Raw genomic sequence first — 13,045 nt, 5'->3', positions numbered from 1 at the left:
AGGTTACCTGCCCTTTCTGTGGATTACCTGAAAATCATCGCCGAACTCGATCGTGGCTCAAGAACACGCCATCTCACGGCAAGAAATGACCATGTGTCACGCCAAGAACACGCGATGCAAACCGTATGTCGAGGAAACATCACGGCTATTACCCGTGCCCATTTTCCCGTCGTTCCAGCGGGTACCTGCCGGGTTGGGTAGATGCTCCAGCATGAAAGAGCACACGGTGCACTGAGGGCGCCATGGGAGCCATCGAGCGGGCCGCGAGAGAGCTGCGGCGCAAGGCCGAGCAGACCCCTGCCCACCGCGACCGCCACGTCGACCTCCTGCGTGCCGTCGCGATCGCGGCCGTGGTGACCGGGCACTGGCTGGTGCTCTCGGTCAGCTACAACGGCGGCCTGCACGGGGTCAACGTCCTGGACGTCGTGCCGTGGACCCGGCCGCTGACCTGGTTGTTCCAGGTCATGCCGATCTTCTTCCTGGTCGGCGGGTACGCCAACGCCGCCTCGCTCGCCGCCCACCGCCGCGAGGGCGGCGGCGCCGCCGGGTGGACGCTGCGCCGTACCGACCGGCTGGTGCGGCCCACCACGATGTTGCTGGCGGTGCTCACGGCCGCCGGCCTGGCCGCCGGCGTCGCGGGGGTCGGCCCCGAGCTGGTCGGCATGGGGGTCTGGCTGGCGGGCATCCCGCTGTGGTTCCTGGTGGCGTACCTGTCGGCGGTGGTCCTGACGCCGGTGATGCACGCGCTGCACCGCAGGTACGGGCTGGCCGTGCCCATCGTGCTGGTCGTCCTCGTCGCGGCGGGCGACGCGGGGCGGTTCGTGCCGTGGATCCCTTACGGCGGGGCGGGCAACTACCTGTTCGCCTGGCTCGCGGTGCACCAGCTCGGCTTCGCCTGGCAGGACGGGCGGCTGCCGGCCCGCCCGGCCGTCGCGCTGCCCCTGGCGCTGACCGGGCTGGCCGCCCTGGTGGGGCTCACCGTGTTCGGCCCCTATCCGGTCAGCATGGTCGGCGTGGCGGGGCAGGATATCCAGAACACGTCCCCGCCCACCCTGGCCCTGCTGGCGCTGGCCACCGCCCAGACCGGCGTCGCGCTGCTCCTCCACGAGCCCGCCAACCGGTGGTTGCAGGGAGTACGGCAGTGGACGGCGGTCGTGGCGGTCAACTCGGTGATCATGACCCTGTTCCTGTGGCACATGACCGCCGCCGTGCTCGGCGTCCTGGCGCTCTACCCCACCGGGCTGCTGCCCCAGGCCGCCCCCGGATCCCTTCCGTGGTTGTTGTTGCGCATCCCCTGGCTGGCCGCGCTCGCGATCATCCTCGGCCTGCTCGTCGCGGTGTTCGGGTCCGTGGAACGGCGCAGCGGCCCCAACGCGCCCCCGGGACGCGGCGCCGCTGCTCTGAGCTTCGCCGGGATGGCCGCCGTCGTGGGCGGCCTCCTCGCCGTCGCCCTGGCAGGGCCCGGCAACCACGGTCCCGCCGGCTTCCCCACGGCGGCTCTGATCGGCTATTTCGCCGGGGCCGCGCTCCTGCGGATCTTGAGGAGCGGCTTCCCCGGCCGCTCCCGGCCGGACCCCTGACGTTCGAGGCCGGCCCGCGTCCCCCGACCTCCGTCCGAGGAGGTTACGCGGGCCGAGTACGGCCACGCGCTCAGGTCACGCGGGTGCCGTCCGTGCCGACGCCGTACTCGCGGTCGAGCGTGCCGCCGCCGAAGTCGCGGTCGGCCATCGCCGGCGTCGCGAACAGCGCGGCGGAAAGCGCGCCGAGGGTGATGCCCGCCGCGATACGTGAGCTCTTCACCAGTCACTCCTCTCGTGAGGGGAGCCGCTCCCCGTTCACGTCATCGAGTCTCGGCGGGGCGCGCGGGCCAGGACCAGGCCGCGAGCCGGACATTCACCGGACATTGCGGCGTTCAGCCGGCGCCGCTGAGCTCGTTGGGGCTGCGCGGCAGGGTGGTGCTCCTGACGACCTTCCCGGACGCGAGGTCGATCGCGTGCACCTTCCTGGTCGCCGGGTCGCTCACGTAGACGCTCCGGCCGCGGACGAAGATGGCCGGCCGCGGCTGCTGCCAGTCGATCGGCTCCTTCCACTCGCCCATGACCTCGATCGACCTGACGACCTTCGCCTCGGCGGGGTCGATGACGTGGACGCGGCCGTCGGTGCCGAGCACGAGGGCCTCCCCCTGCGGCCCGCGGGCCAGCGAGCGGAAGGTGTAGCTCGTCCCGAGGTCAAGCAGCCGCATCGTGCCGGCGGCGGTGTCGATGAGCGAGACCTGCGTCGGGCGCTCCAGCTCGGCGTCGGGATCCTTCTTGTAGTCGCCGAGAACGATGGGGGAGACGTCGGAGCCCGCCTGGTTGCCGATGCGGCCGTACTCGTCGGGGCTGTCGACCTTGGTGAACTCGCCGTCCTTGTAGATGAGCACGCCGTCCTCGCAGCCGACCACGACGGCCTCGTTCCGCGCGGTGGCCTCCCCGTGGACGCCCGGGCAGTCCTCGCTGCGCGCGATCTCCTTGCGCGACCTGTCGAGGACGAGCAGGCCCGTCCGCTTCTCCTCGGTGCCGAGGGAGACGACCAGCTCGCCGTTCTCCAGCTGGAGCGCCACACCGTGGTGGGGCGCGGCCGCGGTGTAGACCTCGCCTTCCGGCAGGCCCCCGGCCAGGTCGGCGGGGTCGAACACGGTCACCTCGCCGGTGCCGTCCGAAAACAGCACGGTGGTGCCGCCGTGCCTGACGACGTGGCCCGGCTTGCTGCCCTTGAACTCGTCGTCCTTCAGCGCCGGGGTGACCGCGTCGAGCACGCGGAAACCGGTCGCGGTGGAGACCATCACGTGCCGCTCGTCACCCGCGGGGTTGACCCGGTTGAACCCGGCCAGCGGGATGTCCTTGGCCAGCCGCAGGCTCTGGCCGTCGAGCACGTAGAGCCCGCCGTCGTACGTCACCACGATCGGATCCGTCACGGGCGGCTGAGGGGAGGAGGCGGCGGGCGGCGCGGCGCCGGGCGCAGGGGCGGGCGGCGCGGTTCCGCACGCGGCCAGCAGGGCCGCGGCTGCGACCAGAACGGGAACGGATGTCCTGACGGTCATGAGTGTGCCTTTCTCTGGGGGTTCAGCGGCCGTTGAGGCCGTCGACGATGGCTTTCGTGTTGGTGCGGACCATGTCGAGGTAGGTGGTGGCGCCCGCCGTGCTGCTCAGCGACTCCGAGAACAGGGGGACGACCTTTACCCGCACGCCGGCCTCGGAGGCGAGCACCTGGGCGAGCCGGTCGGGCTGGGAGGAGTCCGCGAAGATCGCGTTCACCTTCGTGCGCTGGACGGCGACCTTCAGCGACTGCAGGTCCGAGGCGCTCGGGGAGGCCAGGGTGGTGCCGCTGGGGATCACCGCGCCGACGACCTCGAAGCCGTAGCGCTGCGCGAAATAGCCGAAGACATGGTGGTTGGTGACCAGCTTGCGCGCGGCGGGAGGGACGGTCGCGACCTGCTCCGCCACCCAGGCGTCCAGCCGCTCGACCCGCTCGCGGTAAGCGTCGGCGGCGGCCCGCACGGCGGCCGGATCGGCGCCGTCCACGTGCGCGATGACCTGCTCGGCGATCAGGTCGACGGCCCTGGCCATGCGCCGCGGGTCGGTCCAGAAGTGGGGGTCGAGCTGCCCGGCGCTCTCGTCGCCGGCGAAGCGGAGGGGTTCGACGCCCTCGGCGACGGCCAGCGTGGGCAGGCCGGCGTCCGCGGCGGCCCGTACGTTCCGCAGGACGCCCTCCTCCAGGCCGAGCCCGTTGTGGACCACGAGGTCCGCGCGTTCGATCAGCGCGGCCTCCTGGGCCGAGACGCCGAACGAGTGCGGGTCGGAGTCGGGCTTCATCAGCACGGTCACCTCGGCCTCGCCGCCGGCGACGGCGCGGGTGACGTCGCCGAGGATGTTGGTGGTGACGACCACCTGGGGCCCCCGCGCGTCCTGGCCGGCGCATCCGGCCAGCGCCGCCAGCACGACGGCCGCCGCGGCGCAGGCGGCCCTGCGCGCCCTCATCGCCCGGTCTCCGTCATGTGCGCGGGCGCGAAGCCGGGCTCGAACGTGCGGGCGTGCCTGAGGCCGTCGTTGTAGTCGATCTCGTGCACGGCCCGGCCCGCCGGGTCGTTGACGTACGCGCGGGCGGCGTCGACCTCGATGGACGGCGCGCCGGTCAGCGGCGTGCGGAGCACCATCGTGCCGGCCTGTTCCTTCCCGGAGCCCGGGTCGTACGCGCGCAGCGTGCCGTCACCTGTCAGGACCAGGACCGGCATCCCGTCCCCCGCGGCGTTGACCGCCACGGCGGGCCCGGTCCTGATCCGCCGCCACGTCCTGGCGGTGACGTCGAGCACCCACACGCCCGCGTCGCCGGCCCTGGCCGCCAGGATCGTGCTGCCAGGCCGGTGCCGGAACTCCGTGGCCCGCCGGCCGGCGGACGGCACGCGCGGGTAGGGGATCCGCACGATCTCGAACGCGCCGTCGTCCTCGGTGACGAGCACGGCGCCGCCGGCGCAGCCGATGATGACGCCGCGCCTGGTCACCGCCGTTCCCGCCGCGTCCGCGCAGGCGCCGATGGCCTGGCCCGGCTCGCCGGCCCGCGTCACGAGCCGCACCTCGCCGCCATCGGCCACGATCACGTGCTCCGCGTACGGCACCGCGGCGGCGGCCGTGAATCTGGCGGTCTCCGCCAGCGTGCCCTTCTCCATGCGGGCGCGGTCGAGCAGCATGACCGTGCCGTCGGAGGAGCGCACGGCGGTCACGGCGGCGTCGCCGGCGATGGTGTACGGGGGCCGCCCGCGCAGCGTGCCGAGGTCGCGGGGCGCCGCCCGGTAGTAGTGCACGTGGTCGCCGTGGTCGACGGTCCACGCGCCGGTGTCGATCACCCGGAGCCCGCCCGTGGCGGTGGTGAGGTAGGCGAAGCGGCCGTCGCCGGTCACGCTCTCGACCTGCTCGACGTCGGCGACCGGTGACACCTTGCCGGTGAGCAGGTCGAGCACGCGCACGGCGCCCGCCCGGTCACCGGCCAGCAGCAGCCGCGACTGGGGCTCCGGCATCTCCTCGGCGCCCGCGACGTACCCGTGCGGGGCGCGGGCGGCCGTGCTCTGCTGCGGTTGCCGCCCGCACCCGGCCAGCAGGAGCAGCCCGGCGAGCGACGCGGCGACGGCGGCCCTCATGACGGCGCTCCCGTACGGGCCGCGAGGCGGTGTCTCAGCAGGCCGGCCGCCGCGGAGACGAAGAACAGCGCCACGGCGACGGCGGCGATGGTGGCGCCCGCCGCCGTCGCCGCATGCCAGGAGACGACGAGCCCGGCCACGGTCGAGACGATCCCGAGCAGCGCCGCCCCGAGCATGATCTTCGGGATGGCCCGCGCCCACAGCGCGGCGGCGGCGGCCGGCGCGATGAGCAGCCCGAAGACCAGCAGGGTGCCGACGATGTGGAACGAGGCGACGATGGCGACCGTGACCAACCCGACCAGCAGCACCTGAGCCGCCCGCGGGCGCAGGCCGAGCGTGTGGGCCTTGCGGGGGTCGAACGCGAGCGCGACGAACGCCCGGTGGCCGAGCGCCGCCACCACGACGGTGACCGCGAGCGCGACGCCCAGGCCCGCGAGGTCGTCCCCGCGGACCGCGAGCACGTCACCGAACAGGAACGCGGTCAGGTCGACGGCGAACGACCGGGAGTGGGAGACGACGATCACGCCCAGCGCCAGCATCCCGGCGAAGAGCAGGCCGATGCCGGTGTCCTGGGACAGCCGCGGCGACCTGCCGAGCACGCTCACGCCCAACGCCATCCCGGCGGCGCTGAGCAGCCCGCCGACGAGCACGTTCACCCCCGTCAGGGACGCGAGCGCCACGCCCAGGAGCATCCCGTGGGACATCGCGTCGCCGAGGAAGGCCATGCCGCGCAGCACGACCCAGGTCCCGGCGATCGCGCAGATGAGGGAGACGAGGACGCCCGCCCAGAGCGCCTGCCGGACAAATGACACCTGGAAGGGATCAAGCAGCCAATCCATGACAGCCACACTACAATGAAAACCGTTGTCGTTTTCAAGTGGAGGTTGGCCATGAAGCTCGGCGATGCGGTCGCCATCCATGACGTCGTGGCCGGATTCGGCCGCAGGACGGTGCTGCGCGGGATCTCGGCCGGACTGCCCGCCTCGGCGGTGACGGCCGTCGTCGGCCCGAACGGCTCGGGTAAGTCCACGCTGCTCGGCGTGCTCGCCGGCGTCATCAGACCGGCACGCGGGCGGATCGAGCGCGACCGGCGGCGCCCGGGATACGTGGTTCAGCGCAGCGCGGTGCCGGACGCCCTGCCGCTCACGGTCCGCGACGCGGTGGCGATGGGTCGCTGGGCGCTACGCGGGCCGTGGAGGCGGCTGACGGCGGCCGACTGGGCGGTGGTCGACGCCTGCATGTCTCGCCTGGGCATCCTCGACCTGGCCGGGCGGCAGCTGGGCGCGCTGTCGGGAGGGCAGCGCCAGCGGGCGCTGGTCGCCCAAGGGCTGGCCCAGGAGCCGGGGCTGCTCCTGCTCGACGAGCCGGCGACGGGGCTCGACGTGGAGGCCGGCCGTCTCATCGGCGGCGTCGTCGACGAGGAGAGCGCGGGCGGTGTCACGGTGGTCCACGTCACCCATGACCTGGCCGCGGCCATGAGAGCCGGCCACTGCCTCCTCCTCGACGGTGGCCGGCTGGTGGCGCAGGGCCCTCCCGGCGAGGTCCTGACGCCGGAGGCGCTGCGGGAGGTGTTCGGCGGCTCTCATCCACAGCCTGTGGGCGCCGTGACAGCGCCTCCCGCCACCCTGGAACCGGAAGGGTGACGGGAGGCGCGCGGCGGAAAGGTGCGCCGGTCTCTCTCGCGGGGCGGTCAGACCTCTTCGGCCACCCCCAGGTACATCACGCTGGAGTCGGCGGGGTTGAAGGCGATCGAGGTGACCCGGTCGTAGGCGTTGTGCCGGATGGTGACGTTGTCGCGCCAGAAGTCGTACCGGTAGATGTCGGTGCCGAGGGAGGACCAGCCGGTGCCCCACACGAAATAGAGCACGCCCGGGTCCTTCGGGTGGGCGGCGAGCAGCGGCCCGTTGGGGATCGTGATGCCGTTGCCCTGGTCCACGACGGGGACGAAGCGGCGGCCTCCGTCCATCGAGCGGTAGATGTGCCGGCCGCCGGACGGCGCGCCCGCGTGCAGCTCGTCGAGGTCGAGCCCCATCACGTACACGACGTTCGGCGAGGTGGGCGAGATCGCGGCGCTGAACACGTTGACCTTCCCGCCGGACGCGCTCAGCCCTTTCGCCGTCGTCCAGGTGCGCCCGCCGTTGGTGGTGACGCGCACCCCGGTGTTCGACGCGCCCAGCACGACGTGGTTGAGGTTGTGCGGGTCGAACACCGCCGTGTAGACGCTGCGCAGCTCGTCCTTCTCCCAGGCGGGCACGCCGATGGGCTGCCACGTGCGCCCGCCGTCGCGCGACTCGTGCAACTGCCCGTCGCCGTCGGCCACCCGCAGCTGGTCGCCGTGGCGGCGGTGGGTGCCGAGCCCGGCCAGCCTGTCGGCCGGCGAGGTCAGCGGCGTGACCCCGTCGGTCGTGGCGAGCGAGAGGTGGCCCTCGCGGTCCCACGCGTAGGCCCGGTCGCCGCGGGCCGCGGTCAGCTCGAGGTTCGAGCCCGCCACCTCGCCCACGGGTTCCCACGTGCAGCCGGCGTCCGAGGAGCGCGACAACTGGTTGTTGGCCAAGGAGAGCAACGTGTCAGGGCGGTCGAGGGTGACCAGGCCGTTGGTGTAGACGACCGGCTCCAACGTCTTGCTGGTCGGTGTGATGGTCTTGCCTTCGTCCCGCGTGTACGTCACCGTGCCGTCGCCGGTGACCGTCTCGCAGGAGGGCTGGTGCCAGCGGCCGAAACCGTCAGCGGACGCGGGCGTCGGGGCCGACACGACCGCGAGCGCGGCCGTCAACCCGATGGCGAAAGCCTTCTTCAAAGCTGCCTCCCTGGCAGGCATGGGTGCGAAACATCAACAGGTCCATGTCCGTCCTACCGGGAAGCGGATCGCCGAGGCCAGCTCAGCGGTTGGCAGCTTTGCGACATTTCATGAATATGACATGCTTGTGGATCGTGGACCCGCATGACAACGCACTCGCGGCGGTCGGCGTCGACGCCGAGGACGAGCAAATATACCGTGATCTGCTGCGCCGGCCGCGCGCGACGCTGCACGAGCTGGCCGCGCACACCGGGCGCACCACGGTGGCCCTGCGCCGCGCGTTCGCCCGGCTGGAGGCGCTGGGTCTGGTCAGCCGCATGGCGGGGCGACCGGTCCGGTTCCTGGCGACCCGGCCGGACGTGGCGGTCTCCGCCCTCATCTCGCGCAGGGAGGAAGGGCTGGCGCAGGCGCGGCTGGCGGCGCTGGCGATGCTCGCCGAGACCCCGCGCACGGAGAACCACTCGCCCGAGGAACTCGTCGAGGTCGTCCAGGGCCGGGCGGCCGTGGTCCAGCGGTTCACGCAGCTCCAGCAGGCAGCGACCGGGGAGATCCTGGTGCTGGACCGGCCACCGTACGCGCAGGATCCCAGCGAGCAGAACGTCGCCGAGATGGAGCGCCTCGCGTACGGCCTGCAGGTGCGCGGCATCTACGACGCCTCCGCCCTGGAGATCCCCGGCAAGCTGCGCCTCGCCCAGGAGTCGGTGGCCGCGGGCGAGCAGGCCAGGGTCAGCCCCGAGGTGCCGATGAAGCTGGCCATCGCCGACCGGCGGATCGCGATCCTGCCGCTGAGCACCGACGAGTCCGCCCATGCCGACAGCGCGGTCATCGTGCACTCCTCGACGCTGCTCGACGCGCTGGTCGCCCTGTTCGAGGTGTTGTGGAGGTCGGCGCTGCCGCTGCCGGCCAGACCGCTCGACGCGCCGTCCGGCGGCCCGGCCGACCTTCCCGACCCCGAGCTGTTCACGCTGCTGGCGGCCGGGCTCAAGGACGAGGCCGTGGCGCGCCAGCTCGGCGTGAGCCTGCGTACGGTGCACCGGCGGGTCAGCGAGATGATGGAGCGGCTCGGCGCGCGCACCCGCTTCCAGGCCGGGCTGCTCGCCGCCCGCCGCGGCTGGTGGGGCGAGGACGGGCCCCGACCCGGCTAGGGCCACCGCCCGAGGCCCGGCAGTTCGTCCATGGCATGGCTCCAGCCGCCCGCGACCCGGCTGGGCCCGCCGCCGTCCCCTTCTGCGCTCAGGCGGTCACGGCGAGCGCCGCCTTGACGGCCTGCTCGTGCCAGCCCGTGGCGCCGATGCCGGCGAAGATGTCTGCGGCCTGCCGGAAGCAGCCGATGCTCTCCTCGCCTTCGAGCTGGCCGAGCGCGAGGAGAACGCGGCCCTCGATCAGCCTGTCACCCACCTGGCGGGCGATCCCCAACGCTCTGTGCAGGTCGGCGGTGGCCGCGACCAGCTCCCCACGGTCGAGCCGCGCCTCGCCCAGCGCGTGCAGCGCGTACGCCTGGCCCACCAGGTCGTTCAGGTCGATGGTGATGGCCAGGGCCTGCTCGCCGTCCCTGACGGCCTCGGCGTGCAGGCCCTGGCGGCGGCGGACCTCCGCTCTGCGCTTGAGCAGCTGCGCCTGCGACAGGGCCCGGTTCGTGTTGATGACCAGCGCACGATCCAGCAGCCGCGCGGCCTCCTCCAGCCGGCCTTCGAGCATGTGGATGTGCGAGAGGAAACCCAGCCCGTGCGCCAGCGACATGGCGTCGCCGACCTGCTCGAACAGCTCCAGCGCGCGTTCGAGCTCCGCCCTGCTCCTACCCAGGTCGCCCTGGAAGAGATGGACGGTGCCGAGGTGACGGAGCACGATGGCCTGGCCGGGCACGTCCGCGAGCCGCTCGAACAGGCCGAGCGCCGCGCGCAGGAACCCGGTGGCCTGCGGCAGCCGCCGCAGGACGAGGTTGAGCGAGCCGATGGAGTAGAGCATGGCGGCCTGGCCCGGCAGGTGGGAGGCGGCACGGCAGGCCTCGAAGGCCCTGGTCGCCACCGCCTGCCAGTCGGTGAAATAGGCGCGACACTCGAACAGGTGCACGTAGCTGGCCACCAGGTCGCGGCTCAGGTCGGCGAGCCCCAGCTCGGCGCACTGCGACACCGCGGCGACGAGCGTCAGCCGCTCGCTCTCCAGCCACGCCAGCGGGTCGCTCAGCAACACCGCCTGAGCCGCCTCGCCGGGCAGCCAGCGCGGCGCGTCGCCGCGCGGAACCCTGCTGTACTGGTGGCCGTAACGCAGGTCGCGCGCCTTCTCCGCCAGACCGAGCAGCCCGCCGAAAGCCCGGCACAGCGCGGCCGATGCTGCGCCCGGCGGCCCAGCCGAGGCCTGCTCGCGGGCGAACAGGCGGATCAGATCGTGGAAGCGGTAACGCGGCTGACCGGCCCCGTCACTACCGAGCGGTTGCAGCAACTGGGTGTCGACCAGCTGTTCGAGCAGCAGTTCCGCGTCCTGGACCGACGTGTCCAGCAGCGCCGCCGCCAGCCAGGGCGCGAACCCGCCCGGGGTTTCCACCATCGCGAGCCAGCGGAAGGCCAGGGCGGCGCGCTCCGACAGCTCGCGGCAGGACAGCTCGATGCTCGCCCTGACCTCGAAGTCGCCCCGGCTGAGCTGGTCCAGCCGGTGGTGCTCGTCGGCCAGCCGCTCGGCCATCTCGGAGAGCGACCACCGCGGCCTCGCCGTCAGCTTCGCCGCCGCGATGCGCAGCGGCAGCGGTGACCTGTCGCACAGTGTCGCCAGCCGGGTCGCCGCCTCGTGCTCGGCCGACACCCGCTCGGCTCCCACCACGCGTTCGAGCAACTCGACCGACTCCTGCTCGCTCAGGACGTCCAACGGCACCTGCAGCGCGCCGTGGCTCACGGCCAACCCCTCCAACCGGCGCCGCCCGGTGATGATCACGCAGCAGTCCGGCGTGCCGGGCAGCAGCGGGCGCACCTGCGCGGCCGACTCGGCGTTGTCCAGCAGGACCAGCACCCGCTTGCCGTCCAGGGTGCTGCGGAACAGCGCGGTCCGCTCCTCCAGCGCGGGTGGAACCGCCGTCCCCGGCACCCCGAGCGCGCGCAGGAAACGCTCCAGGACGGCCGACGGCTCCGCCGACCTCCTGTCCCGGTCGTAGCCGTGCAGGTTCGTGAACAACTGACCGTCGGGGAACCGCCCGGCCACCTCATGGGCCCACCGCAGGGCGAGCGAGGTCTTGCCCACCCCAGGGGCGCCGCTGATCACGGCCACCGGCAGGCCGTCCCGCTGCGGCCGCGTCAACCCGTCGAGCATCCGGATCTGCGGCGTACGGCCCACGAACGCCGACACAGCCGGCGGCAACTGGGCCGGACGTACCCCCACCAACGCAACGGGCTGGTCCACCTGAGCACCGGACGCGCCCGGCTGCGCGGTGGACGCGCCGGGTGGCGCGGTGGATGTGCCGGGCTGCGCGGTCGACCCTCCGGGTGGTGCGATGGACCGGCCCGGTGGACCGGACGGAGTGGTGGACGTCGGTACGGATGGCGTGCCGGTTGGGACGGCGGGCGTGCTGGGCGGCGGCGCGGGTGGGTCCTCGTGCGCTGTGCCGGCAGGGGGCGGTCCTGCCAGGATCGCCTGCTGGAGGTCCCGCAGAGCCTGTCCCGGCTCCAGACCGAGCTCGTCCAGCAGGTGCCGGCGCCCCTGCTGGTAGCTTTCCAGCGCGTCGGCCTGCCGTCCCGAACGCCACAGCGCCAGCATCAGCCGCTCGCGCAGCCCTTCGCGCAGCGGGTGCTCCTCCACCAGCCCGGCCAGCCGGGCCACGGCCTCGCGGGGACGGCCGCAGGCCAGCTCCGCGTCGGCCCACTCCTCGGCGATGTCGAGCCGGGCGTTCTCCAGGCCGCGGGCGGCGGCGGCGATCTCGGTGGTGTCGATCTCGGCCAGCACCGGGCCGCGCCACAGGTCGAGCGCCCGTGCCAGCGTGGCCGACGCCTCCTCCGGCCGGCTCGCCCGCCGGGCGGCGGCGGCCTGCTGCCGCGCCTCGTGCGCGTCCAGCCATACGTCGTCGGTGAGCAGGCGGTAGCCGACCCGCTCGGTGGCGATCAGCTCCGCGTCCCGGCCGGCGGCCCTGACCGCCTTGCGCAGCGTGTGTACGTGGATCGCGACCTGGTTGCGCGCCGAGCCGGGCAGGCGATCCCCCCAGATCGCCGTCACCAGCCGGTCGAGCGGCACGATCCGCCCGGCGTCCAGCAGCAGGGCGGCGAGCAGCGAGCGCGGCCGCGGGCCGCCCAGCTTGACCGGACGCCCCAGGCAGCTCGCCTCCAGAGGCCCGAGGATCCGGAATTCCATCTGTGTTGTCATGTCATCCCCCGTCGACCGTTCGATTGCCGTCTCCCCCTAGCGGCCGGGCCATCATGAATCGGTTCGAAATCACCCCTAAAGCCCGGGCCCTTAGCCTCGCACCTCGGCCTGACATGGCGTACCAGTTACGTAACAGGGAGGCATGAACAAGGCCGGATCCCGAGGAGGCCCGGGTGGCGGTCACCGGTGACCGTGCCGGTTGGACGCGCTCAGGTGAGAGGGCGATTCCGGGCGAGGAGGTTTACCTGGCCCTGCGATCAGGCAGGAGGAAAGCCCGTACGAACCCTGGAGCAGGAGCTGACCGTGCACCATTTCACCATCGCGACCGTTGCCGAGGAGAGCGCCGACTTCCGCCGCGTGTTGTGGACGGGGGAGAAGAGCCAGCTGGTGATCATGACCATCCCGCCGGGCGGCGAGATCGGCGACGAGGTCCACGAGGGCATCGACCAGATCCTGACGTTCGTCTCCGGCGTGGGCGAGGCCCGGGTGGGCGGCGAGACCAGGGAGGTACGGCAGGGCGACCTGGTCGCCGTCCCCGCCGGGACCCGGCACAACTTCGTCAACACCGGCGTGAACCCGCTGGTCCTCTACACCGTGTACGGCCCGCCGGAACACGCCGACGGGGCCGTGCACAGGACCAAGGAGGAGGCCGACCGGGCCGAGCACGCCGCCTGACCCCGCCGCCCCTCCCGGGCTGCCACCCGCGAGCGTCCGGCGTTCATGGGATGGGCTCG

General features: G+C 72.9%; 11 protein-coding genes. 4 read left to right on the top strand and 7 right to left on the bottom strand.

Features of this window, described 5'->3' with window-relative positions; genetic code table 11:
• Window positions 1-242: 242 nt before the first annotated feature.
• The gene (locus ACTWPV_RS24325; RefSeq protein ID WP_443153542.1) at window positions 243-1,580 is read left to right on the top strand and encodes an acyltransferase family protein; all 1,338 of its coding nucleotides are present in this window, start codon (window positions 243-245) and stop codon (window positions 1,578-1,580) included.
• 70 nt (window positions 1,581-1,650) lie between these two features.
• Here ACTWPV_RS24325 and ACTWPV_RS24320 read toward each other — a convergent pair whose 3' ends face one another.
• The 5 genes from ACTWPV_RS24320 to aztB form a co-directional block, all read right to left on the bottom strand.
• The gene (locus ACTWPV_RS24320; RefSeq protein ID WP_443153541.1) at window positions 1,651-1,800 is read right to left on the bottom strand and encodes a hypothetical protein; all 150 of its coding nucleotides are present in this window, start codon (window positions 1,798-1,800) and stop codon (window positions 1,651-1,653) included.
• A 112-nt stretch (window positions 1,801-1,912) separates the two neighbouring features.
• Window positions 1,913-3,082, bottom strand: a complete 1,170-nt coding sequence (aztD, locus tag ACTWPV_RS24315) for a zinc metallochaperone AztD (RefSeq protein WP_443153540.1) — start codon at window positions 3,080-3,082, stop codon at window positions 1,913-1,915.
• 22 nt (window positions 3,083-3,104) lie between these two features.
• The gene (gene aztC, locus ACTWPV_RS24310) at window positions 3,105-4,019 is read right to left on the bottom strand and encodes a zinc ABC transporter substrate-binding protein AztC (protein WP_443153539.1); all 915 of its coding nucleotides are present in this window, start codon (window positions 4,017-4,019) and stop codon (window positions 3,105-3,107) included.
• Window positions 4,016-5,173, bottom strand: a complete 1,158-nt coding sequence (locus tag ACTWPV_RS24305) for an ABC transporter (RefSeq protein ID WP_443153538.1) — start codon at window positions 5,171-5,173, stop codon at window positions 4,016-4,018. Before ACTWPV_RS24305 ends, aztC begins: the two co-directional genes overlap by 4 nt.
• The gene (gene aztB, locus ACTWPV_RS24300) at window positions 5,170-6,012 is read right to left on the bottom strand and encodes a zinc ABC transporter permease AztB (protein ID WP_443153537.1); all 843 of its coding nucleotides are present in this window, start codon (window positions 6,010-6,012) and stop codon (window positions 5,170-5,172) included. The genes ACTWPV_RS24305 and aztB overlap by 4 nt, the downstream gene beginning before the upstream one ends.
• Before the next feature lie 51 nt (window positions 6,013-6,063).
• Between aztB and aztA the strand changes: the two genes are divergently transcribed.
• Entirely contained in the window at window positions 6,064-6,816 is a 753-nt protein-coding gene (gene aztA, locus ACTWPV_RS24295; protein WP_443153536.1) for a zinc ABC transporter ATP-binding protein AztA, read from the top strand.
• A gap of 47 nt (window positions 6,817-6,863) precedes the next feature.
• Here aztA and ACTWPV_RS24290 read toward each other — a convergent pair whose 3' ends face one another.
• A complete protein-coding gene (locus ACTWPV_RS24290) occupies window positions 6,864-7,970 on the bottom strand; it encodes a WD40/YVTN/BNR-like repeat-containing protein (protein WP_443153535.1) in 1,107 nt (368 codons plus the stop codon).
• 134 nt (window positions 7,971-8,104) lie between these two features.
• On the opposite strand from ACTWPV_RS24290, the gene ACTWPV_RS24285 reads away from it, so the two are divergent.
• On the top strand, window positions 8,105-9,115 hold the full coding sequence (locus tag ACTWPV_RS24285; protein ID WP_347647834.1) for a helix-turn-helix transcriptional regulator: 1,011 nt from the start codon (window positions 8,105-8,107) through the stop codon (window positions 9,113-9,115).
• Between the two features lie 88 nt (window positions 9,116-9,203).
• Here the strand turns inward: ACTWPV_RS24285 and ACTWPV_RS24280 are convergent, their stop codons facing one another.
• Window positions 9,204-12,311, bottom strand: coding sequence for an AfsR/SARP family transcriptional regulator (locus ACTWPV_RS24280; RefSeq protein WP_443153534.1), 3,108 nt, complete (start codon window positions 12,309-12,311; stop codon window positions 9,204-9,206).
• A gap of 303 nt (window positions 12,312-12,614) precedes the next feature.
• Between ACTWPV_RS24280 and ACTWPV_RS24275 the strand changes: the two genes are divergently transcribed.
• On the top strand, window positions 12,615-12,986 hold the full coding sequence (locus ACTWPV_RS24275; RefSeq protein ID WP_347647832.1) for a cupin domain-containing protein: 372 nt from the start codon (window positions 12,615-12,617) through the stop codon (window positions 12,984-12,986).
• Window positions 12,987-13,045 lie beyond the last annotated feature (59 nt).

It is taken from the genome of Nonomuraea sp. KM88, assembly GCF_052245635.1.
GTDB lineage: Bacteria > Actinomycetota > Actinomycetes > Streptosporangiales > Streptosporangiaceae > Nonomuraea.
This window is presented reverse-complemented; position numbering and strand designations above follow the sequence as displayed.

Bases quoted from the DNA above. Each gene is read 5' to 3' on its own strand.
- ACTWPV_RS24325 (WP_443153542.1), top strand. From the start codon at position 243: ATGGGAGCCATCGAGCGGGCCGCGAGAGAGCTGCGGCGCAAGGCCGAG.
- aztD (WP_443153540.1), bottom strand. From the start codon at position 3,082: ATGACCGTCAGGACATCCGTTCCCGTTCTGGTCGCAGCCGCGGCCCTG.
- aztC (WP_443153539.1), bottom strand. From the start codon at position 4,019: ATGAGGGCGCGCAGGGCCGCCTGCGCCGCGGCGGCCGTCGTGCTGGCG.
- ACTWPV_RS24305 (WP_443153538.1), bottom strand. From the start codon at position 5,173: ATGAGGGCCGCCGTCGCCGCGTCGCTCGCCGGGCTGCTCCTGCTGGCC.
- aztB (WP_443153537.1), bottom strand. From the start codon at position 6,012: ATGGATTGGCTGCTTGATCCCTTCCAGGTGTCATTTGTCCGGCAGGCG.
- aztA (WP_443153536.1), top strand. From the start codon at position 6,064: ATGAAGCTCGGCGATGCGGTCGCCATCCATGACGTCGTGGCCGGATTC.
- ACTWPV_RS24280 (WP_443153534.1), bottom strand. From the start codon at position 12,311: ATGACAACACAGATGGAATTCCGGATCCTCGGGCCTCTGGAGGCGAGC.